Here is a 24,232-nt window from a genome sequence, read left to right as displayed (position 1 = left end):
CACGCAGAGGCGCCGAAGGACGGTTATCCGTTCTCGCTAGCCGCCTGAGGGCCTGCAGAAGATCCTGTGTGCCTTTCATAAGCGGGCGAACCCCGGAAGATTTTTCTGTGACTTCCGATTCTCGCACAAGGCAGCCGTGTGATTCCGGGGGGTCGTAGAGCCCACTGTTCTACGCCCCCCACAGACCCAATCAGGTGATATGACACATGCCCCACGTCTGCACAACCATGCTCCCCGACCCGTGACACGCCAGATCCATATGACCCATTTCCCGGTAAAGCCCAGCCCAATACGCTCTGACTTGCCTGGTCCATTACTCGTTCAGAGGAGTCGAAAATGTACAACTACATCATCGCAGCGCATGGGGGTGCCGACTATAGCCAGTCCACTGATGTTCTGCCGAGCGTCACCGTTGCCTTCTACCAGCCGTTCGGCGTGACGATGGACAACCAGGTGGGTCTTGATCTCCAGTCTGCCATTGCGAACCCGGAGCATCCCAATGCAGCCAATGTCATCCACCATAACCGGGAGAAGGCACGGTGGATGGGCCACCAGCAAGGCCACTCGTTCCCCCCAGGATTGAACCTGAGCGGAGAAGCCAGGACCTTCAAGTCAGGAATCGTCTGCGCCAATACCCACGAAGTCGTGATGAGCCTCCCCCCAACCACGTTGATCACGCTCAGCTACGCCATTCGACTCATTCGAAGCCACGCGGACCAGACCTTCACCCCGGGATGTTCGGTGCTGGTTCACTGCCTCTTTTGCTTATGACAATGGCTGTGGTAGACATGGCGTTCCCGGAAACAAGCTTCCGGGAACCTCCGTCCCGTATAACTAAACGCCGCTACCGCCCACCGTCTTGATGCTCTTCCATTGCCCTTGCTCGACCTGGAAAAGCGTGTAAGGCGGCTTGATCAGATCGCCGTACGGATCAAAAGTAATCTTGCCTGTCACACCCGTGACCGTGACTTTCGACAGGCTATCGACGATCTTCGCACGATCAAGCGAATCCGCATTGTGAATGGCCTTGATCAAGGCGAGCGCAGCGTCGTACGCAAACGGCGCATACAGTTCGACATCCTGGTTGAAGCGCGCCTTGTAGCGCTTACCGAAGTCCTGCGCAGCGGGGAGCTTATCGAGTGCCGGGCCGGGCTCCAGATCCTGCGTACCATCCCCAGCCGCACCGGCGATCTGCAGGAACGCGTTGCTCTTCAATGCGCCGGCACCGAACAACTGGGCGTTCATGCCCAGCGAGCGCATCTGCTTAACCAGCATCGCACCCTGTTCGTCCAGTCCGCCAAAGAACAGCAGATCGATGTTCTTGCTCTTGAGCGTCGTCAGAATGGAGCGGAAGTCGACCGCCTTGTCGTTGGTGAACTCGCGGTCGACCACATTGCCGCCCGCTTCCTTGACGCCTTTTTCGAAGGCGTTGGCAAGGCCCTCGCCAAAGGCCGTGCGATCGTCGATGATCGCGATACGCTTGGCCTTCATCTGCTCAACCACGAAGTGACCTGCCACAACGCCGCCAATGCCGTCGTGCCCCATGGTCCGAAACACGTTCTTGTAGCCCTGTTTCGTCAGGTCGGGATTGGTGGAGCCTGGGGTAATCATCGCGACGTCCGCCTGATGGTAAACCGCGGAGGCCGGAATGCTGCAGCCCGAGTTGTAGTGGCCGATCACACCCACCACGCCGTCATCGACCAGCTTCTGTGCGACCTGCACCGCCACATGCGGGTCCGCCTGATCGTCCTGCACGTCGAGCACGAACGTGACCGGCTTGCCGCCGACCGTGGGGTGCCTCGCGTTCTCCTCGTCGAGCGCCAATTGCGCGCCGTACTGCAGATCCTTCCCGACGCGCGCCACCGGACCGGTCAACGGTCCGACAAAACCGATCTTGACGACTTCTGGATCGGCGGCCCACGACGGCGTCATTTGCGTGCCTAGCGCGCAAACGGCCAAACTCAACAGCCAATAGCGGCGATTCATGATGCGCTCCTTGCGAGATGTGACGTCGCGCGTTCTCTAGGTCTGTCGGTTCGATGCGCGACGCGTCGAGACCGTCCTGTGAATTCCTGCCGTAAAACCTCAGCCTGGTGCCGCACGGCTCCAGCCGGCTACTGGAACCGCGTGGCAGCATACGGCGCGAGATCGAGCGGCGCTGCGCGCCCCGCGACCAGGTCCGCAACGATCCGGCCGCTGATGCCCGCCAGCGTGAGTCCAAGATGCTGGTGACCGAATGCATAGATCACGCGTTCGCTCGCGCTCGAGCGGCCGAGTACCGGCACGCCGTCCGGCAGCGTCGGACGAAAGCCAAGCCAACTGCTGTCGGGATTGTCGAGCGCCGGCAACGCGCGCTTCGACGAGAACGTCAGCAGGTCGAGCAGCGAGCGATTGCGCGTTTCCGTGAAGCCGCCCAGTTCGACCGTGCCCGCGACGCGAAGGCCATCGTTCATCGGCGTCATGTAAAAACCTCGCTCGGCCCAGCCGACGGGCCGCGAAATCAGTTGCTGCATGCCCGGATAGCGCACGTGATAACCGCGCTCGGTATCCAGTGGCACGCTATCGCCACATTGCCTCGCGAACTGCGCGGAGCGTGCGCCGCTGGCGATCACCACGTGGCTAAAGCGTCTGGCGACACCGTCAACGGTCAACTCCGCTCCGTCCGCCGCCGCCGGTTGTACTGCGCTGACGTTTGAACGCTCCAGCGTCAACCCTTCCCCCGCGAGACGCTCATAGAGCGTTCGCAAAAAGCCCTGCGGGCTGGAGAAATGCCAACTGTCGCTGAACAGCACACCACGCTCGAAAATCGGCGCCAACTGCGGTTCGAGCGCGCGAACGTCAGCGCCCGACAACACCTCGAAGGCGACGCCGAACTGACGACGCAGATCGAGGGCGGCACGCGCCGCGTCGAACGAAGCCGCGCTGGAATAAAGATAAAGGCACTCGCGCGCCCGGACGAAGCGCGCCAGCTCCGCAGCTTCAAGCAGCGGCGCGTAACCCTCCTGCGCATGGCCGAGCAACGCGGCCAGTGCTGCGGAGCTCGCCGCACTGCGGCGCGGCAACGAACTCATCATGAACCGGGCAAGCCATGGTGCAAGGTGCGGCAGATACCCCCAACGCAAGCGGAACGGACTTTGGTTCGACAACAGAAAGCGCGGCAGATCGCGGAATACCGACGGGTTGTTCACCGGAATGCACGCGTAGTGCGCGAACGTCCCCGCATTGCCGAACGATGCCCCTTGCCCGACGCCGGACGGATCGAACAGCGTGACGCGATGGCCCTCGCGCATCAGCGCCGCGGCGCTCGCGAGGCCGATGAATCCCGCGCCCACGATGGCAATATCGGCCATCAAGCGTGCCCTGCCAGGGTGCGCTCGCCGCCTGGCGAAGCGTATTCAGGGACCTGCGCAACGCTCATCGGAACACTCCTGCTGACCGGTTTCTCGACTTTGTCCAGCGGTGTCGAAGCAAGTGCCCACCAGACAAACCATGGCAACTAGAATCACACAACAATTTTTTGTGTGCAAATAAAAAACACATTGTATGGTCCTGGCATTTTCCCTGGATGGCCTCTGGTGCGGTCCTTGCTGTGCCGGGCCTGCGCCGGCCGCCCCTTGCCCAGAGGGGTTTCAGCCCGCCATTTGTGGTATAGAATCGGCCAAACTCCGCACAATCGCGGACAAAGCTGGTTTTGTATGGAGACATCCATTCTTATGGCTTCTGGCAAAAATACGGCGCGCGCCGCCAACGGCACGTCGGGCGAGCCAAAGCGCGCTACCTATGTCGAAGTGTCCAGTTCGATCGAGAATGAGATCCGCAGCGGCGTGTACCCGCCCGGCAGCCGCCTGCCGCCCCAGCGGCAGCTCGCCACCGAGTTGGGGATCAACGTCTCGACGGTCTCGCGGGCCTACAAGGAATTGCAGTTGCGCGGGCTGGTGATCGGCAGCAAGCGGCGCGGCTCGCTGGTCACGGGCGGCGCGATGCCAAGCGTCGAGCCCGCGCAAGGCGCGAGCAATGCGGCGATCGACCTGACCGTCAATCGACCGGCCACCGGCGAATTTCTGAATTGTCTTGCGCGCACGCTCGCGGAATTGCCGCGCGACCCCCGCTATCCGCAACTGCAGGAATACCAGCCGCCGCAAGGGCCGTTATGGGCACGCGCCGCCGGGGCCCGCTGGATGGCAGCGCCAGGCTTCGAGCCCCCGTCCGATCACGTAGTGGTGACAAGCGGCGCGCAGCACGGGCTATACGCGGTGCTGAACAGCCTGATCGGCACGGACGGCGTCATCCTTGCCGATCGACTCACCTACTACGGCCTGAAGGCGCTCGCGCCGGTATTCCAGTTTGAGATCGTCGGCATTCCTAGCGATCGCGACGGCCTGCTGACCGACGAAATCGAGCGCGCGTGTCAGCGTATGCCGGTAAAGGCCATCTTCACGGTGCCGAACCTGCAGAACCCCACCGTCATTACGATGAGTCTCGAGCGTCGCATGGCGCTCGTCGACGTTGCGCGCCGTCATGGCGTGGCGATCATCGAAGACGATGTGTATGGGCCACTGGTGTCGCAGCGCCTGCCGACCATCGCCAGCCTCTGTCCGGAACTGACGTTTCACATTGCGGCGACCTCGAAAATCCTCGCGCCTGGGTTGCGGCTGGGCTATCTGCTCAGCCCGCCGGATAGCTCCGCATTGTGTGCGGAGGCGGTGCGCACCACGGCATGGATGCCGGCGCCGCTGTCGATGCTGATCGCCTCGGTCTGGATCGAGGACGGCACCGCACGCCACATCATGGACGCGCAGCTCGCCGAAATTCGCGCACGTCAGGATCTGGCGCGCGAGCTGCTGCCACAAGCGTTGCTGCAGACCGATCCAGCGTGCATGTTCGTGTGGCTCAAGTTGCCGCCACCATGGCGTGCCGACGATTTTGCGGCCAATGCGAAAGCACGCGGTGTGGTGGTGATGCCGTCGTCGGCATTTGCCGTAGATCGCTCGGAGATCGAGCACGGCGTGCGCATCAACCTCGCCTGCGCCACGAGCCGCGATCAACTGGTGAGCGCGTTAAGGCTGTTGACCTCAACCCTTAAAGATCGCCCCAGGGCGCTGTTCGGGACGATCTGATGAGATGATGCGGTGCGATGCGACGTGCGATCTGATCAAGGCAACGCTGCAATAGTTGCACGTTATGATGTCGGGGCTCGGATTGAATGGGCACCCACGCGTCGCGAAAGGACCGCACCATGAAGAAAGCCAACGCAGAAATCCTGCTGAACGAGATCGCCCTGTGGCGCCAGGAGCAGCGCATCGACGCAGCAACCGCCGAACGTCTCGCGCAACGCTACCAACAGCAAGGCTCGTTGCTCGCGGTCTTTCTAAGGTGGCTGGGCCTGGGCAGCGTGCTACTGCTGGCGGGCGCCCTGTTCTCGATGATAGGGCTATCGATGCATAGCAAGTTCGTGTCGGCATTCCTCGTTGCGGCCGCCGCAATCGCCTTGCTCTATCTGGGGGTACGCATGACAAGAGACCCCAGCAGCCCCTACCCGGTTACCGGCGCCGCTTTAACGACGCTCGGTCTGGTAGACGTGTTCGGCGCCGTGGTTCTGTTCGCAGCAGGCGACACATTCGACGAGCGTATGCTGATCCAGTCAGGCCTGCTGTTTACGGCCCTGGCCAGCCTGGGGATTGCCTATCGCTACGCGCTACGCTGGCCGTTGCTGCTGGGCTTGCTGGCAATCTTCCACGGTTTGGGTAGCGGCTCGGCATACGCGGGTTCCGGCGAATACGTCGCCGATATTGCCGATCCGCCCTTGATGGCAGTCGTCGCGTTCGTCGTCGCAGCCTTCGGCGTCTGGCATCTGCGCGCGGAAGACGGACGGCTCGCGCGCTACGCCGGGTTCGGCCGGCTCTATCTGATCCTCGGATTGCTATACGGCAACACTTCCTTGTGGTTCCTGAGCCTCGCGCGGTTCAGCGATTATCGAATCCTGTGGACCGTGCTCTTTGCCATCGCCTGCGTCACGGAGATCGTGCTGGGTGCACGGCTCAAGGATGGCCGCTTCAGCGGCTTCGGCATCGTATTCCTCAGTATCTGCCTGTACACCTGCTTCTTTGAAACCGCCTGGGACAAACTCGGCTCAGGACTGTTCCTGTTCCTCGGCGGCCTGCTGGGACTATTGCTCGGCCTGGCGTTCGAGTGGTGGGGAAGACGGGAGCATTCGACGGCCCAGGCGGTGACGCCATGAGCCCGCTGTCGCGCAATCGGCTGGTCCGCGCCGAACTCGATGAGTGGCTCCGCGAGGGGGCTGTCACGCCACAGCAGCATACCCATCTGGCCGAACGTTATGTGTTGAAGAACTGGGATTGGCATTCACTCGGCCGCTGGTTCTCGATCTTTGGGGGCATTAGCGTGGCCGCCGGTCTGTACCAGTTGCTCCACGACGTGATGCATTTCACGCTAGTGCATCTGGCTGTTGCTCTCACGGTCGCGTTGGCACTGCTGTTTGCGGGCGGCGATACCTTGAAAAAGCGCGGCTATCGCTGGCCGCCCCGGGTACTCGAACTGCTTGGCGGCATCGACCTGATCGGCCTGAGCTTCGTGCTCGGCATCATCTTCTCAACGGGATCGGGGAACTGGCCGGCCCTGCTGCTGATCGATCTGGTCCTGCTGCTAGTGCTTAGCTATGCCCTCAACAATATCCTGCTGATGGTGCTTAGCACCGTCGTGTTCTTTACCTGGTTCGGCGGCTGCACCGGCTATGACGCGGGGTGGGAGGCCTACTGGTTCGGGATGAACTATCCGCTGCGATTTCTCGGCGCGGCAGTTGCGATCGTTGGCGCAGGCGTTCTGCATTTCCGCGCCGAACAACGATGGCTTGCCGTCTGGAGCGGGTTCGCCAAAGTATGGATAGCCTGCGGGATTTTCTTCGCGGAGATGGCGCTTTGGTTGCTATCCATCTTCGGCAACTTCGGTGCTATGGATGGACCGTGGCATGAAGCCGGGGGCATGGAACTGCTGCTGTTTAACGCGTTATGGCTGCTTGGGAATCTTGCCCTGCTGGCTACCGGCGTGCGGTTGCGCTTCGCGATGCTACGCGGCTATGCAGTCACTTTTATCGTCATACAGGTCTATACGCTGTACTTCACGCAGATCCAACCGGCGCTGGGTTTTCTGCTTGGCAATACCTTGGCTGGCGGTAGCGCGTTGGTCCTGGTCGTCTGGCTGGAGTCCCGGCGCCGCCGGAGCCGTTCCGACGACATCGCTCCGCAGTGAATGCAGAGCGTGTCGAAGTCGCCGGTGGCTTGTTGATCTAGCGCACCGGCCATCTAATCCCTCGCTCGAACATGCTTCATGAAAAGTCATGCATATTGCTTGAGTTCGACCATGCTTGCGATCCTCGCGGGGTGCTCGATCATCAGCTCTTTTAGCGTCAACTGCGGCAACCACGACCACAATCGCTTGCTCAACCAAAGCTTGGACCTCGTGCGGGGAATGAACCAGCTCACGCTTTGAGCCATCTTTTGCGCCTCGCTGACAAACTCGCGCATGCTCGCCTCGTACCTCGCAAACGCTGCGGGATAGTCGTTTGGCATAACAGGCGTAGGCCTTGCTGCTCCTCCCACCTGTACACCGAATGAAGCGAACGTTATATGAAGCAGTCGCTTCATGCAAGACCATGCGCGATCGGACGAAGGCGGCCGGCAATATGATTTCGGCAATTCAAGTTTTCCGCCCTATGGCGCGAAGACTTCGCAGCTTCTGGTAAGGCATCCACTCGACTTTCTCGAAGGCCGGTAAAAATCGGAGACACAAAACCGGCTATCACGCCTCAAAAAGCCGCATTCATATCGTTGCAAATCGCAAGATTTATCAAGTCGACAAAAGTTATCTAGTGTAGAGTCGCTTCGCACCTAATCCGCTGCCAACCGTTATTGCAAATCCAGCGAAGTCGGCGAATCGCCTGAACCTTACGAAATATAAGAAAAATTGCAAGGTGCGCACGGCAATTCGCCGCTCATAAGTCAATTAAAATTCATAACTCCATACTGTAGGTCCCCTATCCGCGTTTAGCCCATCCAGGGCACGGACTCATCGCGCTCGTCCGCTCGAAACACCCTTCATGGGTACTCCTTCCTATCGCAATCCATGACTTCTGCCGGATTGTGAGCGCAACGCCGACGAGGCAAAGTCATAGCGCCGCTTCGCACCGCCTGACCCACGGTCCGAAGCGCGCAAAAGCGCCTTCTTGTCCCGCACGCATTCCACTGGAGCACACCATGACGAAGCTGATTCGCAGCAGCGGCATTGCTTCGATTTGCAACGGCAACACCCACCGTCTTCGGCCAGTACCATGAGCACGCACCGTTTCACCGATCTATTGCGGCTGCGTGGTCCCGCGCAGCCCACTCCGATAACCAGCCCGGATGCAAGCACGCTCGCCGCACAGTTGCGCGACGAGTGCGAAGCGATGGCGCGCTACGCCCTGCATCACGGGCTGCCGGTCGCACCGGAACTGATCGCGCAGCTAAGCGCACTGCTCAGCAAGACGGCTCCGGGCATTCCGGTTGCGGCGCAGCAATCGACGCGCGATAACGCTTATGCGCTCGCCGCCATGCATCGCAAGCTGGCGACGGCCATCGCTCCGGCCACGCCGCAAGCGGTCACCTTGCTCGACGCGCAGCATCACGACCACCGCGCCCTCGCATGGCTCGGACCCGTCCCGCTGATCAGGCTGCTCACTGTCGCTGCGCTCGGCTTTCTGATTGCGGTGATTGTCATTGGACTGTCACCTGACGTGTCGAGCGAAAACATCGATCGTGGCTTTCTCCAGTCGAACGGCACGCGGCTCTTGTGGAACGTGTTGTTTCTGCTGTTCTGCGCCGGCCTCGGTGCGTCGTTCGCGACATTGTTTCAGGCGCACCGCTATATCGCCGCGTCGACCTACGACCCGAAATACGACGCCTCGTACGGCGCACGGCTGATTCTCGGCCTGATCGCCGGACTCATCCTCGTGGAGATGCTGCCCGCACGCCTGTTCGATCAAGGCAGCATGCACAGCTTCGGCAAACCGGCACTCGCTATGCTAGGTGGCTTCTCAGCCACCGCCGTGCATCGCCTGCTGCAACGGCTCGTCGACACGCTGGAAACGCTGGTGCGCGGCGACCGCGCGGGCGACGCCGATGCCGCCCTGCAAACGCAGCGCTCGCGCGCCGCGCACGAACGCACCCAATGGCAGAGCGAACTGGCCGCGAGCTTGCTCGATCTGCAGCAATCGCTCGATACGTCCGCATCGGGCGAAGCGCTCCGGCGGCGTCTGGCCGACTTCACCCGTTCGATGCTCGCCGCCGATAGCGCCGCCGCGCCGCCCGCCGCATTACAGAACTTTCAAAGCACCGAGGAGTAACGCCATGCTATTTCTCTACAACCTGCCCTCTGCCGAGATGGGCGCGCTGATCGTCGCCGCGACGCTCGCCATCGCCCTTGCTGGCTATGCGTTGTTCCGCTGCTTCTTTCCAGTGCGGCTCGACGCCGAACAACGCGGCATGACGATCGCCATGATGTCGGCGGTGACGACGATCAACTCGCTGCTCGTCGCGTTTTCTGCGATCTCGGTCTGGGCTTCGTACGAAGCCGCCTCCGACAACGTCGCGGCCGAGGCTGCCTGCGCCACTGAACTCTCCCACGATCTGGCGTCGTTCCGCACGCCGCGTGCCCTCACGGCGCGCCACGACCTGGGAATCTACCTGCAGCGCGTCGTGCACGACGAATGGCCGCTGATGCAGCAGCACGCCAGATCGGACACCGGCACCGAAGCCGCGTTCGACACCATGTTCGCGGCAGTGAACCAGATCGAGCCTTCCGACGACCGCGAGCATGTGCTGCTCGCCGAGGTGCTGACCCGTGTGAACGAGATGGTGAAGTACCGCCAGAGGCGTCTGCAGGACCTCGATTCGGCGATGCCGGTTACCTTGTGGGGCGTGATGCTGATCGCGAGCGGCATGTCGCTGGTGCTGCTATACGCGCTACCTGGTACGCGGTTTAACGTCGTGCTGGTGTCGATCTGGGCCACCACGCTCGGGCTCGCGTTTTTCTTCGTGCTGGCCGTCGACCGGCCCTTTGCCGGCGAAGTCAGCGTGGGCTCCGAGCCGATGCAACGGGCGCTCGCCACGCTCATCGTCGAGGATCCCAGGCGCGCCAACCCACCCACGTAAGCGGGACTGCGGCTGCTGGAGCACGTGAGCCGGCGGCAATCGGCCGCTCGCGTCGTCGGGCAGCCGCCACGCTGCCCGCTCTCACCCGTGTACGTCGACGAACGATGCGCTCTGCGCACGCGAGGCATCCGCCGCCACATGCCGGGCCAGCCACAGCGCGGCTTCGGTGCGGTTGCTGACGCCGATCTGGCGAAACAGCGCATACAGATGATTCTTGATCGTCCCCTCCGCAACGTTCAGCACCCGGCAGATCTGCTTGTTCGACTTGCCTTCGGCAAGCAGCCGTAAGACTTCGCGCTGCCGCGGCGTGAGGCGCTCAAACGAACGCTCGTCACCGGCTTGCCCGTGCGGACGCTCCGCCTGCGCGCCGATGCCGTAGCTGGCCGGCACGTAGATCGCCCCCGCCGCGACGCGGCCAAGCGCATCGGCGAATTCGTCGGCGCTCGCGTGCCGCTCGACGATGCCTGCCGCCCCCGTCAGCAGCGCGTCCGCAATGGCCTGACGGCATAGCGTACGGACCACGAACAGCCACGGCACGGCGCCGAGCGCGTCGCGCAGCACCTTCGGCCAACCCACCTGGGCCGCATGGTCATCCCACTCGATCGTCACCGCCGCAAGGGTGCCCGGAGGCAGGCTGTCGCGCAGCCGGTAGATATCCTCGGGATGCTGGGCGGCCCAGACATGCCAATTGTTGTCACGTTTCCATAGCACATCGGCGACCCCGGCTACGAAAAGCGGCGGACTATCGATCATCAGGACGTTCATTTGCGATGTTTCCTCGGTAACGGAACGCTCGGATTGGGATTATTCGCGTCCCTTCGGCTCGCTTTTACCCCGGTTTTAAAAAGGGCGCACTAGGTCCGTCGATCCGTGACAAACGTTCTAATTCGGATATGTACCTCTTTCATGAATAATTTCCGTGTCAATTTCATGGGCTGTCGAGCATGACTGACGGCCTCTCCCCCACCGATCATTGTTTATGTAACTTGAATAAAGACAGCGAATCCCCGTTGTCGCCACATGAGGGGAATTTTTATGGATGCCAATTTTATCGGTTCGGTCATTAACGCTTTGCCGATGGATCAAATGATTGCAGGGCCGTTGAAAGCAATGATTAGCGCGCAAACCCAGGCGGCAAAAAGTTACGCCGACTTTTTGATGCAGGTTTGCATTCAGAACGGCAAGGCGGTAGCGGTGCAATTCGACTACGACGAGACCCTGGTCGACGAAAGCGGCGTGTCTAAAGGCGTGATCCAGAAGACCATGCGCATTCCGCTGCTGGCCGCGATCGTGCATCCGATCATCGCCATCGAAGAAGGCACGATCGACTTCGAGATGGAGATCACGCAGTCGGAGAAAGACGCCTCGTCGACCGAAGCCGGCGGCGAGGTGCAGGCCAAGCTCGGCTGGGGGCCGGTCAGCGTCAGCATCTCGGGACGTGTGTCGCACAAGTCGGAGCAGACGCGCAGCACGGACACACGCGCCAAGTACTCGATTCACACCCAGGTCAAGCGGCAGTCGCCGCCGGAAGCATTGATGCGGGTCATCGATTTTCTGACCGAGGCCGCGACCAAGCCGGTCGTCACCGAGGACAAGTCGAAAGACGTGAAGCCGCTGCCCGCCACGCCGACTGACGGCAAGCTGGTCGGCCAGGCGGCAGACGGCCCGGCGCAGGCAAGTGGCGGGCAACCGGGCCCGTCCCACTAAGTGCGCCGGCGAGCGGCAACGGAGCCCACTATGTTCAGCTTCTTCAAGCGGCGCCGCGCCTCGCGCGATACCACGGCGGACGGCGCGCCGCCTGCTGGTTCGCCACCTCCCGCTTCGCCGCCCTCGGCTCCACCACCCTCCGGCGCGGACCGCCCGCCTCCGCGCGGCCTTGCGCTCGACGAGATAACCCGCGGCATGCAGCACGCGGCGGCCTCGGCCAACCAGTTGCTCGCGCAGCAGTACACCACGGTGCTCGACCAGTTCTTCGACCAGAACGAAGACGGCCTGCTGTCGCCGCGCGAGGTCGAAGTTGCGCTCGACGCGCAGCACACCATGCCGCTGCCGCTCGTCGCGCTCGCCACGCCGCGCGGGCTCGCACTTGAGCGGATGGTCGTGCATCTGACGGTGCGGGCCGACTTCGCCGAAGCACTGTCCGCAGGCGGCTTCGCGGGCGACGACCAGCGCGGCCGCTTCTTCGTGACGCTTGCACCACCGTCTGCGAAGAACAACACCAGCGGCAACGCGCCACTGCGTGACAGCCAGCACATCGACATCGAAATGCATTTCGCGGCGCTCGATCCGCCCGAAGCGATCATGCGCGTGATCGACGAATACACGCACCGTTTGCTGCCGCGCGCACGGCACGGCGACGAGGAGGACTCCCATGCCTGACCAACCCGAACGTACCGGTGCGCAAGGCATCGATCTGATCAAGCACTTCGAGGGCCTGCGTCTGACCCGCTACCTCGATGCGGTCGGCAAGCCGACCATCGGCTACGGCCATTTGATCCTGCCAAACGAACGCTTTGCCGGTCCGATTACCGCGAGCCAGGCCGAAGCGCTGCTCAAGAAAGACCTGCGCAGCGCCGAACTCGCGCTGCGCAAGCTGATACGCGTGCCGGTCACACAGCAGCAATTCGACGCGCTGATGGCCTTTGTCTTCAACCTCGGCGCGGGACGCCTGCGCTCGTCGACCTTGCTGCGTTACCTGAACGCCGGCGCGACCGCGCGCGCCGCCGACCAGTTTCTGGTCTGGAACAAGGCCGGTGGCAAGCCACTCGTGGGCCTCACGTGCCGCCGGGAGGCCGAACGCAAGCTGTTTCTCTCGTAGTTCGCTCTTAGTCTTCTTTCAGACTCTTAGCAGTCCTTTTGCAATCACCATTCCGTAAGGAGCCACCTTCATGATTCCGTCCCGCTACGGCCGCCGCAGCCGTTGGCTGCGCACACCCAATCAACCGGCTATTGCCGCCTTCCTCGCAGCCGTCGCAAGTGTCGCGATGACAGCGGCGCTTGCCACACCCGCTCCCCAGATCGCGCCACCAAACTGCAGCGCCGAAGTCGCCAGCATCAACAGCGCACTGCAAACCGCACACCTGCCGGCATTGTGCGAACGCTGCACGGCGCGGCTCGCACAAACGCTAGTAAGCCTCTATGCAAACGGCACGTTGCCCGGCTTCTACAGGTCTGCGGACAGCGCTAACTGGGACGACCCGCAACGCCGGCCAGCGATGCTAAGCGGCCTGAGCCTTGCGCACATCAGCGACGGCAAGGATTTCGCCGCCGACATCGATAGCGGCTATGGACCACGCGGCGTGCTGCGCTTGCGCTACACCGCCGGCAACCAGCCGATCGAGGTCACGACCAACGACCACCGCGTGTCGATTCCCGTGACGTATTGCACGAGCGGCGACACGCACTAGTGGGTGCAGAGCCCCGATCCATCGCACCCAGGCCCGCGCCGGGCCGTCTCGCCCAGGCCATCAGTCCCATGCCTTCGACCCGGCCTTCCGCCCTATTCAACAGGTCCCGTTGCAAACGTACGCTGCAAGTGCGGCATAACACGGCACGAACCACCCGGCACAACACGCCGACGCCTAACACGACGACAGGAGCAAAGGCATGAACGCAGCCCAGCAGTTCAAAGGATTGAACACACCAATCCAGGCACGGCCGCGCTTGCGCGCACGCGTTGCAGGACTCGCATTCGCACTCGCGGCAGTCGGTTCCGTCCATGCCGCCGGCAGCCCACCGCTGCCCGCCTTTGGCGCCGATCTGCAGCGCACGTCGGTATCGGGATTGTCGTCGGGTGCGTTCATGGCCGCGCAGTTCGATGTCGCCTATTCGACGCAACTGATCGGCGCCGGCATCGTCGCAGGCGGCGCATTCCATTGCGCGGGCGAGTCGGAATTCGTCACCCCTGCGGTCGCCGCGGTGACCTTGTGCATGCAGCCGCTCGGCGACGCACCGGCCGCGGCCGGCGCATGGCGCGATGCACGCCGTTATGCGCAAGCCGGCCTGATCGACAGCACTACCGGCCTGCGCGATCAACGCATCTATCTGTTCAGTGGTGCGAAAGACACAATCGTCTCGACGCGCGTGGTCGATCAGGCCGAGCAATTCTACGAGCTTGCCCAGGTGCCGCGCGCCAACATCGAGTATCAGCGCAATGCCGATGCCGGCCATGCGTTGATCACCAATCGTCCTGAAGACTCGGCATGCGGCGCGAACAAGAGCCCGTTCATCAATAACTGCGGCCTCGAACAGTCGCATGAAATCGTGCGCTGGATCTACGCGAAACCCGCCACGCCGCTCAATCCACCTGCCACCCAGGCAAGCGGCAAGCTGCTCGCCTTCGATCAGCGCCCGTTCGATCCCACCGGGCGCGCCTTGCTCGCCGACACCGGCTATGTCTACGTGCCGGCCGAGTGCGAACACGAAGCGTGCGCGGTGCACGTGGTGTTCCACGGCTGCGCGCAGAACGTGGACGCGATCGGCGAGCGCTTCGTGCGCGGCGCCGGCTACAACGAGATCGCCGATACCAACCGCCTGATCGTGATCTATCCGCAGGTCGGCAACAAGTCAGCCGTCAACCCGCTCGGCTGCTGGGACTTCTGGGGATACACGAGCGCCGATCCGGAGCATCCCGATTTCTACACCCGCGAAGCGCCGCAAATGGCGGCGGTGATGAAGATGATCCAGCGGCTCGGCGAAGCGCGGCCGTAAGCGCCACCGCGAAAGCCACCGTCCATCGCCACGGCACGGTTTCATCTCGAACCCGCAACCCACCACAAGGATCCACCATGCTTTCCTCGCTAATCGCGCAATGGGAAACCGCCAATCTCGCTGCCTTCGAGCTTCTCGGCAAAGTCGTCACGCAGTCGGCCAATCCGGCAGGACTGCCCGGCGCCGTCACCGACGTCGGCGCATGGCGAGCGTTCGCGCGCACCGCGCTGCAGGCCGGCCAGCGCTACACAACCGTCTGCCAGTCCGCACTCGACGAAAGCTGGCGCGAACAGCGCGACCGGCTGGCGTTGAAGGACACGGCAGCGGCGGTCAAGCAACTCGCCACGCTAAATGCCGATCTCGCCACCCGTCTCGCCCAGGGGCACATGCAGCACGCCGGCGCACTCGCCGACGCCGCCGCGCAGTACCTCGACGACCTGTCCCACACCCGCGGCGTAGCGGACCTTGCGATGGCGTTCGGCAAGTTCTCCGGCGACGTGCAGGCGCAAAGCCGCGCGCATGCGCTGCACGTCGCATCGCTCGCGGGCGGTGTGGCTCCAGCCCTCGCGCAATGGGCCGACACCAATCTGACTGACGATATGGAGCGCGCGTCGTGAACATCCAGTTGAACTTCATCAACCGCTCGAACGATTGCGGCAACAGCGAGGTGGTGCTGTTCCAGCGCAACGTCGTGCCCGATCTCGACGAGCTCGCGATCGCATGGAAGGTCATCCGCTACTGCGGGCGCGACTGCCTTCACCCGTTCGTATTTTCGACGGCACTCGAGATCGCGCTAGGCGACGACCACGGCAACTTTTCGCCGAGAGTCGCGGCGCACCCCGGCGAGCGCTTTGTCATCAACGCTCATCCGAGCGGGCGCGGCCGGCTCGCGCCCGACGCCGCAGGGACCAGCGGCGCAGATGGCGCAGGTAGCGGCGCGGATATCCAGGTCGTCAACCGGCTGCCGCGCGGCGCCGTCAACGTCAACGCCTTCAGCTCGGGCAAGTTGATCGCCGCAAAACAGGCCGTCGCGCCCGGGCAGAAAGCGGAATTCCGCTTCACTCCGGCGCTCTGGATCGCCGTCGCCTCGCAGGTACACGAGAGCCGCGCGCTGAGTTCGGCGGTGATGTCGAGCGACAGCACCTTGCTGCAGCTTGCCGGCATCGTCGCGGCGGACATCGTCATGACAGGCGGCGGCAGCGGCGCGCAGGCGCAGCCGTTCGGTTTCGCGCTCGAGAACGTGGTTCATCTCTAGCGCACGGCACCGCCCGCGCAACGCGGGATTCCCCTTCCGGTTTCGTTCGACGACCTGTCCGCGAGGACAGGCCGGTGGCAAGGTACGCGGCAAACCGATTGCCGTTTTCTCAACTCAAGGAGCAAGCAAGTGGACATCCAGCTGAATTTCATCAACCGTTCCAACGATGCGAACAACTCCAGCATCGTGATCTTCCAGAAAAACGTCGCAACCGACTTCGACGAACTGGCGATCGCGTGGAAAGTGATTCGCAACTGCGGCCAGGGCGACAACCATCCGTTCAAGTTCCCGATGACGATGACCGTCAGCGCGAGCGACAGCTACGGCAACTACATGCCGCAGCAGAGCGCGGCCAACGGCCAGGTGTTTCAGGTCGTGCGCTCGACCTCGGGCGACGTGCTGACGCTCGCCCCGGAGCCTGGCAACAGTTCCGAGGTCCAGGTGCGCAACGACCTGGCGAGCGGCGCGGCCAACGCCACCATCTACAAGGACGGCTCACCGCTCGCGACGAAGACTTCGATCGCCCCAGGCCAGAAAGCCGTGTTCCAGTTCAAGCCGACGCTGTGGATTGGCGTCGCGTCGCAAATCGAACAGGGCGCGTTGCTGAATTCGGCGGTGATCTCCGACATCAACACAGAGCTGTCGCTGCTCGGTATTGCCAGCGCCGACATTGTGCTGACGGGCGGCGGACCTGGCCCGCGCTCGCTGCCGTTCACGTTCCGGCTCGAACGCGTCGTGATGGCGTAAGCCGCATGCTGGCGGCGGCAGACCTGCCGCCGCCCCTCTACCTATCAGAAAGGGTTTGTCATGGACATCAAGCTCAACTTCATCAATCTGTCGAACGACGTCAACAACAGCCAGATCGTGATCTTCCAGAAGAACGTCTCCACCGACTTCGACGAACTGGCGGTTGCGTGGAAGGTCATCACCAACTGCGGACGTGGCGACAACCATCCGTTCGTGTTTCCGATGCGCACCACCCTCTCCGCCAGCGACGCGGACGGCAACTACATGCCGCAGAAACCTGCACAAAACGGCGAGATGTTCAGCGTCTCGCGCGTCGCCTCGGGCAATGTGCTGGGGCTCGCCGGCGCCTCGCCGAGTTCGCGCGAAATCCAGTTGCGCAACGACTTGCGCACGGGCGCGATCACCGCGTCGGTGTTCAAGGATAGCCGCCTGCTTGCCCAGAAGACCGGCATCGTGCCTGGACAAAAAGCAGTCTTCGAGTTCAAGCCGACGCTGTGGATCGGCACCGCCTCGCAGGTCGAGCAAGGTGCGGTCATGAACTCGGCGGTGCTCTCCGATATCAACACGGAGCTGACGCTGCTCGGCATCGCACGCGCGGACATCGTCATGACGGGTGGCGGTGCCGGCACGAGCGCCGTGTCGTATCAGTTCAAGCTCGCGAACGTGGTGATGGGATAAACCCCGCTCAGCGCCATTGGAGGGACGGCCCGGCGGTTTGCGGGCCGGCGTTGCCCGTTGGTGTTGCACTGACGGCTCAGCCCCTGCAGCCCCCTTTTCAAGCCACCTCCGTCCCCACATGCGCCCGCAACGCATCCACAAACGCCCTGACCTTCGCCGACGGATACCGTGCCGATGGAAACAGCGCATGAATCCCCGCCGGCGGCGAAGCCCAATCGGGCAGCAAGCGGATCAAGCGCCCCGCCGCGACATCTTCGCCCACCGAAAAATTCGTCAGGCACGCCACCCCGCCGCCCGCCAGCACCGCCGCCCGGCAAGCCGGCGCGGTATCCGCAAGAAACCCCGGCGCAAACCGCACCGTCTGTTTCCTGCCGCGCGAATTCTCAAGCGGCATCGTCAACGGCTTCGGTAACACCGCCATCCCCACAAACGGCATCCCAGTCAGCGCCGCAGGCGTAGCCGGTTTCCCCCAGGCAGCAACAAACGCAGGACTTGCGACCACCCAGCGCACATAACTGCTGATTTTCACGGCCCGATGGCTCGAATCGGCCAGCCTTCCTACCCGGATCGCCACATCCACGCCCTCAGCCAGCAGATTCACCACCCGGTCATTCGACACCAGTTCGATAGACAGTTCCGGATGCGCCTGCCGCAGCGCCACCAGCGCCGGCGCAACCACCATCGCGCCGTAATCTATCGGTGTCGCCACCCGTAGCGTGCCGCGTAAGGTGCCGCCGCCTTCTTCCACCACCTGCAGCGCCTCGTCAGCAATGCTAATGATCTGCCGGCTAGCTTCGTAGAATGCCCTGCCGGCCTCGGTGACGCTGACCCGCCTTGTGGTGCGCACCAGCAGGCTCGCGCCCACCTCCGCCTCGAGCCGCTGCATATGCGTACTGACCATGGTCTTGGCAATGCCAAGCCGTTCGGCCGCCGCCGTCAGCGAACCCGCCTCGATCACCGCCACGAAAACCGCCAGCCGGTTGAGATTCACATCGCTCGCGCTAGCCATTCGATTGTCCACTTTGAGAGGAAAGAGTAACCATGATTATCCGTCTTCTCAGGTCAGTCCGCAGAGAATATGCTGGCCTGACTTGCCCATTCTCATTTCACTTTGCTTCAAGGAGCGCTCGATGTCCTCTGCCAGGCCTGCCCAACCCATCCGGCTGCATACCACCCTGCTGTCCGGCCACGGTCATCGCGTCAAGCTGTTCCTGACCATGCTCGACCTGCCCTTCACGGTCATCGAGCTGGACATGAAGGCCGGCGACAACCGCAAGCCTGCCCACCTCGCGCTCAACCGGTTCGGCGAAGTGCCCGTGATAGAAGACGGCGAGATCGTGCTGAGCGATTCGAACGCGATTCTGGTCTACCTGGCGCGCAAATATGCGGATCCATCGTGGTTGCCCCAGGACCCGCTCGGCGCCGCCGCCGTGCAACGCTGGCTCTCGCTCGCCGCGGGCAAGATCGCCTACGGCCCATGCGCTGCGCGTCTGGTGACTGCATTCGGCGCACCGCACAACCTGGAGACGGCCCAAACGATTGCAGTCAACCTCTTCACGGTGCTCGACGCCGAGTTGAGCGACAAGCCGTTCGCAATCGGCGCAACGCCGACGATTGCCGACATCGCCGCTCATTCGTACATCGCGCACGCCCCCGAAGGCGGGATTTCGCTCGAACCGTATCCGCATATCCGCGCATGGCTCAAGCGCGTCGAAGCGCTGCCGCGCTTTCTGCCGATGCCCGCCAGCAAGGTTGGCTTGCTCGCTGAGGCTGAATAGCCTCGTACCGAGCGCCGCTCTCTTAACCCACCCAGCGAGTCCATCATGTCAACGCCTGCTTTTGCACCTGGTTGGCGCGCCGCCGAATCGCCCTTTCATGCCGGTGAACTCGAGGCGCAGGAGCGCGCAGGCGTGCGGGAGCGGATGGACGTCGACGCCCGCCGGGGAATCCGCGACTACATGCCCGAGCAGCATCGCCGGTTCTTCGCGGAGCAGCCGTTCATGGTGCTGGGCGGGCTCGACGCAAGTGGTCAGCCGTGGGCGTCGCTGCGCGTCGGCGCACCGGGATTCGTCTCGACACCCGACGAGCGCACTCTGCGCATCGTCGGACGCGCTCCGGCCGGCGATCCTCTGGCTGCGGCATGGCAGGTCGGCGCGCTGATCGGCGGGCTCGGCATTCAGCCCGCCACGCGTCGACGCAACCGGGTCAATGGGGTGATCACGGCGATGGATGAAGAGACGCTCACGGTGAGCGTGAGCCAGAGCTTCGGCAACTGCGCGAAATATATCCAGAGCCGTGTGCCGACCTTCACCGCCTCTGCTCCAGACGAAGCGCATATCGTGCCGGATGAGGCGCCAGAATCGTCGCCGGCGCTCAGCCCGGCCGACCGCGCACTGCTCGCCCGTGCGGATACTTTCTTTATCGCCAGCGCCAATGCATCCGACAATGCGGGCTTCGGACGCGGCGCCGATGTCTCGCATCGTGGCGGCAAGCCTGGCTTCATTCGCGTGGATAACGAGCGCACACTGACCACGCCGGATTTCAGCGGCAACCTGTTCTTCAATACTATCGGCAATCTGCTGCAGGATCCGCGCGCGGGTCTGCTGGTGATCGACTTCGAAAGCGGCGATCTGCTGTATCTCGCCGTGGATGCCGAGGTTATCTGGGAAGGTTCGGAGCTCGAAACGTTTGCGGGCGCCGAGCGGCTCATGCGCTTTCACATCCGCGAGGTTCGGCGCATCCGGCGTGCGTTGCCGTTTCGTTGGTCCCCGGTGCAATATGCGCCGCAACTCGAGAAAACCGGCAGTTGGGCACCGTCGGGCGCAGCGGCTCCGTTGGCAACCGGCTGGCGCAAGCTGAAGGTGGTCGAGGTGCGCGACGAGACACCATCGGCGCGCTCGTTCTATCTGGAGTCCGCTGACGGCTCGTCGCTGCCTCACTTCGAGCCGGGGCAGTTTCTGCCGATCCGGCTGCACGTACCCGGACTTGCTGCGCCGTCGACGCGCACCTATACGCTCTCGGATGCGGACCATGGACAGCACTACCGCATCACAGTCAAACGCGAAGGGGTCGCCTCCACATGGCTGCACGAGCATGTCCAGCAAGGGGACGTGATCGAGGCAAGGGCTCCCGCAGGCGCTTTCAAGCTGGAACGCCGCAGCCCACGCCCAGTTGTGTTGCTGTCCGCGGGGATCGGCATCACGCCGATGATCGCGATGCTCAATACGCTACTCGCGGACACTAGCGGGGCAACCCAACCCGAGCGCATCCACTTCATTCACGGCGCACGCCAGGCCAACGAGCATCCCTTCGCCGCCCAACTCATGGCGGCGGCAGAGGCACATCCGCACTTGTCGGTGCACCTGCTCGACAGCCAGCCCGCGACGCAGGCAGGACACCCGGCCGAGGCGCGCTCGTTCGGACGCGTGGACATCGCGTTTCTCAAAGGCGTCTTGCCATTCGGCGACTACGATTTTTATCTCTGCGGTCCAGGCGCTTTCATGCAGGATCTCTACAACGGCCTGCGCGGGCTCAACATTGCGGACGAGCGGATTCGCTCCGAAGCGTTTGGACCGGCGAGCGTCAAGCGCAGCGAAAGCATCGCAAACGGGACACGCCTGGCAGCGCCAGCGTCGGCTCAAAACGCCGCGCAGTCGTCAAAGGTTGTGTTTATGCGTACCGGACGTGAAGCGAAGTGGTCGCAGGAAGCGGGCAGTTTGCTCGAACTTGCCGAGGCAAATGGTGTGACGGCGGAGTCGAACTGCCGATCGGGGACGTGCGGGACGTGTTCGACACGGCTACTCGCCGGTGCAGTCACCTACCCGGCGCCGTGTGAGGCGCAGATCGAGCCGGGCCACGCACTGATTTGCAGCGCCATACCCGCGAAGACGGAGACCGGCGAAGAATCGACGGTGATTCTGGATCTGTAACAGCTGGGGCGCGATCGGGATGCAACCCGACCACAATCGGCGTCCGGTTTTATTCCGGACGGCGATGCGCTTCAGCGATGATGGCGCAGGTTTGCAGATGCAGTTGCAGCGCGCGGCGAGCGAGTGCGCCGAGGCGGGCAAGCCAGCTGTTAGCGGCGGGGGCGGAAGTGGTGGTGATGTGGCTCATGGCAAGCTCCAGTTCAGGGTAGGGTTAACTACCTAGGTAATAACCCTATTATAAACCGTTCTTGCGGCGGCGCAACAAATCAAAAATAGATCCAGATTTATCCTCCAGATTTACCCCAATCCTCCTCCCTCTTTCCTGCATCGCACCAATCCCTTCAACGCCACGCCAGCCGAGCTATTGCGCGCACACCAACCGGCCCTGCGCAACCGCACCGCAGCAATTCCCCCTTCTTGACGCACGTCGCCCGCCCTGCTGTACTAAATAAACCAAAGTGATTTAATCAAAAAGCGGCCGACCGAAGACCCGCGTCACCCGGCGCAGGTAGCACAAGGCCACCAGAGGCGCACCCAGCGCCCGTCAGCTATTGAATCGACCTTAGTCCAAAAACGTCGTTGTCAATTATCCGGAGGAGCACATCCCATGAATCAGAATTCCCGCAGGCATCCCGCCGCCCGGCGTCTCGCCACGCTGTGCGTCGCCGCATCCGCCGTCTGGTGCGCAAGCGCCACGCTGGCCGTCGCCGATCAGCCCGTAGTCGGCCTCATCACCAAAACCGACACCAACCCGTTCTTCGTCAAGATGCGCCAGGGCGCCGAAGCCGCGGCACAAAAGGACGGCGCCAAGCTGCTGACCGCCGCCGGCAAGTTCGACGGCGACAACGCGAGCCAGGTTACCGCCATTGAAAACATGATGACGGCGGGCGCCAAGGCCATTCTGATTACGCCGAGCGATACCAAGGCGATCGTGCCGAGCATCAAGAAAGCCCGCGCCGCCGGGGTGATGGTGATCGCGCTCGATACGCCAACCGAACCGCAAGACGCCACGGACGCCCTCTTCGCCACCGACAACTTCAAGGCCGGCGTCCTGATCGGCCAGTACGCGAAGTCGGCGATGGGCGGCAAGCCGGCGAAGATCGCCACGCTCGATCTCGCACCGGGCGTCTCGGTCGGGGTGCTGCGCCACAACGGCTTCCTGCAGGGCTTCGGCGTCAAGGAAGGCGACCCCGCCATCGTCTGCAGCCAGGACACACGCGGCGATCAGGCGAAGGGACAAACGGCGATGGAGAACTGCTTGCAGAAGTCGCCGGACATCAACGTGGTCTATACGATCAACGAGCCGGCCGCAGCCGGTGCGTATCGAGCGCTCAAGGCCGCCGGCAAGGATAAGGACGTGATGATCGTCTCGATCGACGGTGGCTGTGAAGGCGTGCGCAACGTCAAGGCCGGCGCCATTGCCGCCACGTCGCAGCAGTATCCGCTGAAGATGGCCGCGCTTGGCGTCGATGCGGGCGTCGAATACGCCAAGACCGGCAAGAAGGTCTCGGGCTATCACGACACCGGCGTCACGCTGATCACCGACAGGGCAATGAGCGGTGTCGACAGCAAGGACACGACGTTCGGTCTGGCGAACTGCTGGGGCCAATAAGCATTCCCAGGCAAATGGGAGACCCGTAGATGGGTCTCCCGCCGATTTGCCGCGTGGCCCCCAAGCCACGCTTTAGCATCGAGGAAACCCATCATGTCGACTCCTTCTGCCCCGGCTAGCGGCCACCGCGCCCTGTCCGAGCGACTGCCTTCGCTTGCCGAAATCGGTCCGCTGATCGCCCTTTTACTGGCTTGCGCGTTCTTTATCACGCAGAGCAACCGCTTCCTGTCGTTCCAGAACCTCTCGCTGATCCTCCAGCAGACCATGGTCGTTGCGGTCATCGCCATCGGCCAGACGCTGATCGTGCTGACCGCCGGCATCGACCTGTCCTGCGGCATGGTGATGGCGTTCGGCTCGATCATCATGACCAAGTTCGCGGTCAATCTCGGTGTGCCGCCCATCCTCGCGATTATCTGTGGCATTGGCGCCAGCGCCCTGTTCGGCGCGCTCAATGGCGTGCTGATCACGCGTATCAAACTGCCGGCGTTTATCGTCACGCTCGGCACCCTGAACATCGCCTTCGCGCTCACGCAGATCTACTCGAATGCGGAAAGCGTCTCGAACCTGCCTGACGCGATGATGTTCCTCGGCAACACGTTCAGCATTGGCCCTGCCCAGGTGACGTACGGCACGGTCCTGACGCTGCTGATGTATCTGGCCACCTGGTTCGTGTTGCGCGACACCGTCCCCGGACGGCATCTCTATGCGCTCGGCAACAACCCTGAAGCCGCGCGTCTCATGGGCCTCTCGTCGCAACGCATCCTGCTCACCGTCTATACGCTGGCCGGCGCGATCTACGGCATCGCCGCCCTGTTGTCGGTGTCGCGTACCGGCGTGGGCGACCCGCAAGCGGGGCAAACCGAGAATCTCGACAGCATTACCGCAGTCGTGCTCGGCGGCACCAGTCTGTTCGGCGGACGCGGCTCGGTCACCGGCACCTTGCTGGGCGCGCTGATCGTCGGCGTGTTCCGCAACGGCCTGACCTTGATCGGCGTGTCGTCGGTGTACCAGGTGTTGATCACCGGCATGCTGGTGATTCTCGCCGTCGCCGCCGACAAACTGTCCCACCGCGGCGCTCGATGAGCCACCAGGAGCC

General features: G+C 63.0%; 25 protein-coding genes. 19 read left to right on the top strand and 6 right to left on the bottom strand.

Annotated elements, in window-relative coordinates; translation table 11 throughout:
* Positions 1 to 336 precede the first annotated feature (336 nt).
* Positions 337 to 771 (top strand): hypothetical protein, encoded by a 435-nt coding sequence (locus BLQ92_RS07690; RefSeq protein ID WP_090683147.1) that lies wholly within the window; start codon positions 337 to 339, stop codon positions 769 to 771.
* Between the two features lie 63 nt (positions 772 to 834).
* On the opposite strand, the gene BLQ92_RS07685 is transcribed toward BLQ92_RS07690, so the two are convergent.
* Together BLQ92_RS07685 and BLQ92_RS07680 are read right to left on the bottom strand one after the other, a co-directional pair.
* Positions 835 to 1,986 carry a branched-chain amino acid ABC transporter substrate-binding protein gene (locus tag BLQ92_RS07685; RefSeq protein WP_090683145.1) on the bottom strand — a complete coding sequence of 384 codons (1,152 nt, stop codon included), beginning with the start codon at positions 1,984 to 1,986 and terminating at the stop codon, positions 835 to 837.
* Positions 1,987 to 2,114: 128 nt separating this feature from the next.
* Positions 2,115 to 3,350, bottom strand: coding sequence for an NAD(P)/FAD-dependent oxidoreductase (locus BLQ92_RS07680; RefSeq protein ID WP_090683143.1), 1,236 nt, complete (start codon positions 3,348 to 3,350; stop codon positions 2,115 to 2,117).
* A gap of 363 nt (positions 3,351 to 3,713) precedes the next feature.
* Here BLQ92_RS07680 and BLQ92_RS07675 point away from each other — a divergent pair, with 363 nt between their 5' ends.
* From BLQ92_RS07675 to BLQ92_RS07665, 3 genes are all read left to right on the top strand, one after another.
* Positions 3,714 to 5,117: an aminotransferase-like domain-containing protein gene (locus BLQ92_RS07675; protein WP_090683141.1), complete on the top strand. Its 1,404-nt coding sequence runs from the start codon at positions 3,714 to 3,716 to the stop codon at positions 5,115 to 5,117.
* Positions 5,118 to 5,236: 119 nt separating this feature from the next.
* A complete protein-coding gene (locus tag BLQ92_RS07670) occupies positions 5,237 to 6,238 on the top strand; it encodes a DUF2157 domain-containing protein (RefSeq protein ID WP_090683139.1) in 1,002 nt (333 codons plus the stop codon).
* Positions 6,235 to 7,266, top strand: a complete 1,032-nt coding sequence (locus tag BLQ92_RS07665; RefSeq protein ID WP_090683137.1) for a hypothetical protein — start codon at positions 6,235 to 6,237, stop codon at positions 7,264 to 7,266. The genes BLQ92_RS07670 and BLQ92_RS07665 overlap by 4 nt, the downstream gene beginning before the upstream one ends.
* 86 nt (positions 7,267 to 7,352) lie before the next feature.
* Here the strand turns inward: BLQ92_RS07665 and BLQ92_RS07660 are convergent, their stop codons facing one another.
* The gene (locus BLQ92_RS07660; protein ID WP_143016526.1) at positions 7,353 to 7,541 is read right to left on the bottom strand and encodes a hypothetical protein; all 189 of its coding nucleotides are present in this window, start codon (positions 7,539 to 7,541) and stop codon (positions 7,353 to 7,355) included.
* Between the two features lie 803 nt (positions 7,542 to 8,344).
* On the opposite strand from BLQ92_RS07660, the gene BLQ92_RS07655 reads away from it, so the two are divergent.
* Together BLQ92_RS07655 and BLQ92_RS07650 are read left to right on the top strand one after the other, a co-directional pair.
* Positions 8,345 to 9,397 (top strand): hypothetical protein, encoded by a 1,053-nt coding sequence (locus BLQ92_RS07655; RefSeq protein ID WP_244106417.1) that lies wholly within the window; start codon positions 8,345 to 8,347, stop codon positions 9,395 to 9,397.
* Positions 9,398 to 9,401: 4 nt separating this feature from the next.
* On the top strand, positions 9,402 to 10,205 hold the full coding sequence (locus tag BLQ92_RS07650) for a bestrophin-like domain (RefSeq protein WP_090683133.1): 804 nt from the start codon (positions 9,402 to 9,404) through the stop codon (positions 10,203 to 10,205).
* An 81-nt stretch (positions 10,206 to 10,286) separates the two neighbouring features.
* On the opposite strand, the gene BLQ92_RS07645 is transcribed toward BLQ92_RS07650, so the two are convergent.
* Positions 10,287 to 10,970 carry a helix-turn-helix transcriptional regulator gene (locus tag BLQ92_RS07645; protein ID WP_090683129.1) on the bottom strand — a complete coding sequence of 228 codons (684 nt, stop codon included), beginning with the start codon at positions 10,968 to 10,970 and terminating at the stop codon, positions 10,287 to 10,289.
* A 270-nt stretch (positions 10,971 to 11,240) separates the two neighbouring features.
* Here BLQ92_RS07645 and BLQ92_RS07640 point away from each other — a divergent pair, with 270 nt between their 5' ends.
* The 9 genes from BLQ92_RS07640 to BLQ92_RS07600 all read left to right on the top strand — a co-directional run bounded on the left by BLQ92_RS07640 (position 11,241) and on the right by BLQ92_RS07600 (position 17,595).
* Positions 11,241 to 11,912 carry a DUF2589 domain-containing protein gene (locus BLQ92_RS07640; protein WP_090683127.1) on the top strand — a complete coding sequence of 224 codons (672 nt, stop codon included), beginning with the start codon at positions 11,241 to 11,243 and terminating at the stop codon, positions 11,910 to 11,912.
* 30 nt (positions 11,913 to 11,942) lie between these two features.
* The gene (locus BLQ92_RS07635; RefSeq protein WP_090683125.1) at positions 11,943 to 12,584 is read left to right on the top strand and encodes a DUF2589 domain-containing protein; all 642 of its coding nucleotides are present in this window, start codon (positions 11,943 to 11,945) and stop codon (positions 12,582 to 12,584) included.
* Entirely contained in the window at positions 12,577 to 13,023 is a 447-nt protein-coding gene (locus BLQ92_RS07630) for a lysozyme (RefSeq protein ID WP_090683124.1), read from the top strand. Before BLQ92_RS07635 ends, BLQ92_RS07630 begins: the two co-directional genes overlap by 8 nt.
* A 70-nt stretch (positions 13,024 to 13,093) precedes the next feature.
* Positions 13,094 to 13,612, top strand: a complete 519-nt coding sequence (locus BLQ92_RS07625) for a hypothetical protein (RefSeq protein WP_090683122.1) — start codon at positions 13,094 to 13,096, stop codon at positions 13,610 to 13,612.
* Positions 13,613 to 13,811: 199 nt separating this feature from the next.
* Positions 13,812 to 14,915, top strand: coding sequence for an extracellular catalytic domain type 2 short-chain-length polyhydroxyalkanoate depolymerase (locus BLQ92_RS07620; protein WP_090683121.1), 1,104 nt, complete (start codon positions 13,812 to 13,814; stop codon positions 14,913 to 14,915).
* Between the two features lie 77 nt (positions 14,916 to 14,992).
* Positions 14,993 to 15,532: a hypothetical protein gene (locus tag BLQ92_RS07615; protein ID WP_090683119.1), complete on the top strand. Its 540-nt coding sequence runs from the start codon at positions 14,993 to 14,995 to the stop codon at positions 15,530 to 15,532.
* Complete coding sequence (locus BLQ92_RS07610) at positions 15,529 to 16,170, top strand: hypothetical protein (protein WP_090683118.1); 642 nt, start codon at positions 15,529 to 15,531, stop codon at positions 16,168 to 16,170. The genes BLQ92_RS07615 and BLQ92_RS07610 overlap by 4 nt, the downstream gene beginning before the upstream one ends.
* Positions 16,171 to 16,299: 129 nt before the next feature.
* Entirely contained in the window at positions 16,300 to 16,917 is a 618-nt protein-coding gene (locus BLQ92_RS07605) for a hypothetical protein (RefSeq protein WP_090683116.1), read from the top strand.
* 60 nt (positions 16,918 to 16,977) lie between these two features.
* Complete coding sequence (locus BLQ92_RS07600; protein WP_090683114.1) at positions 16,978 to 17,595, top strand: hypothetical protein; 618 nt, start codon at positions 16,978 to 16,980, stop codon at positions 17,593 to 17,595.
* A 97-nt stretch (positions 17,596 to 17,692) separates the two neighbouring features.
* Here BLQ92_RS07600 and BLQ92_RS07595 read toward each other — a convergent pair whose 3' ends face one another.
* Complete coding sequence (locus BLQ92_RS07595; RefSeq protein ID WP_090683112.1) at positions 17,693 to 18,604, bottom strand: LysR family transcriptional regulator; 912 nt, start codon at positions 18,602 to 18,604, stop codon at positions 17,693 to 17,695.
* 121 nt (positions 18,605 to 18,725) lie between these two features.
* On the opposite strand from BLQ92_RS07595, the gene BLQ92_RS07590 reads away from it, so the two are divergent.
* On the top strand, positions 18,726 to 19,373 hold the full coding sequence (locus tag BLQ92_RS07590; protein ID WP_090683111.1) for a glutathione S-transferase family protein: 648 nt from the start codon (positions 18,726 to 18,728) through the stop codon (positions 19,371 to 19,373).
* A 45-nt stretch (positions 19,374 to 19,418) separates the two neighbouring features.
* Entirely contained in the window at positions 19,419 to 21,524 is a 2,106-nt protein-coding gene (locus BLQ92_RS07585) for a 2Fe-2S iron-sulfur cluster-binding protein (protein ID WP_090683109.1), read from the top strand.
* A gap of 49 nt (positions 21,525 to 21,573) precedes the next feature.
* On the opposite strand, the gene BLQ92_RS39870 is transcribed toward BLQ92_RS07585, so the two are convergent.
* Positions 21,574 to 21,711: a hypothetical protein gene (locus BLQ92_RS39870; RefSeq protein WP_175772827.1), complete on the bottom strand. Its 138-nt coding sequence runs from the start codon at positions 21,709 to 21,711 to the stop codon at positions 21,574 to 21,576.
* A gap of 420 nt (positions 21,712 to 22,131) precedes the next feature.
* Here BLQ92_RS39870 and BLQ92_RS07580 point away from each other — a divergent pair, with 420 nt between their 5' ends.
* Together BLQ92_RS07580 and BLQ92_RS07575 are read left to right on the top strand one after the other, a co-directional pair.
* Positions 22,132 to 23,136, top strand: a complete 1,005-nt coding sequence (locus tag BLQ92_RS07580; RefSeq protein WP_090683107.1) for a sugar ABC transporter substrate-binding protein — start codon at positions 22,132 to 22,134, stop codon at positions 23,134 to 23,136.
* Between the two features lie 93 nt (positions 23,137 to 23,229).
* Positions 23,230 to 24,219, top strand: a complete 990-nt coding sequence (locus BLQ92_RS07575) for an ABC transporter permease (RefSeq protein ID WP_090683106.1) — start codon at positions 23,230 to 23,232, stop codon at positions 24,217 to 24,219.
* Positions 24,220 to 24,232: the final 13 nt, after the last annotated feature.

Origin of the sequence: Paraburkholderia phenazinium, from assembly GCF_900100735.1 — a bacterium.
In the GTDB taxonomy this organism is placed as follows: domain Bacteria; phylum Pseudomonadota; class Gammaproteobacteria; order Burkholderiales; family Burkholderiaceae; genus Paraburkholderia; species Paraburkholderia phenazinia.
Note: the sequence above shows the minus strand (reverse complement) of the source record. Positions and strands in the feature narration are given on the sequence as shown.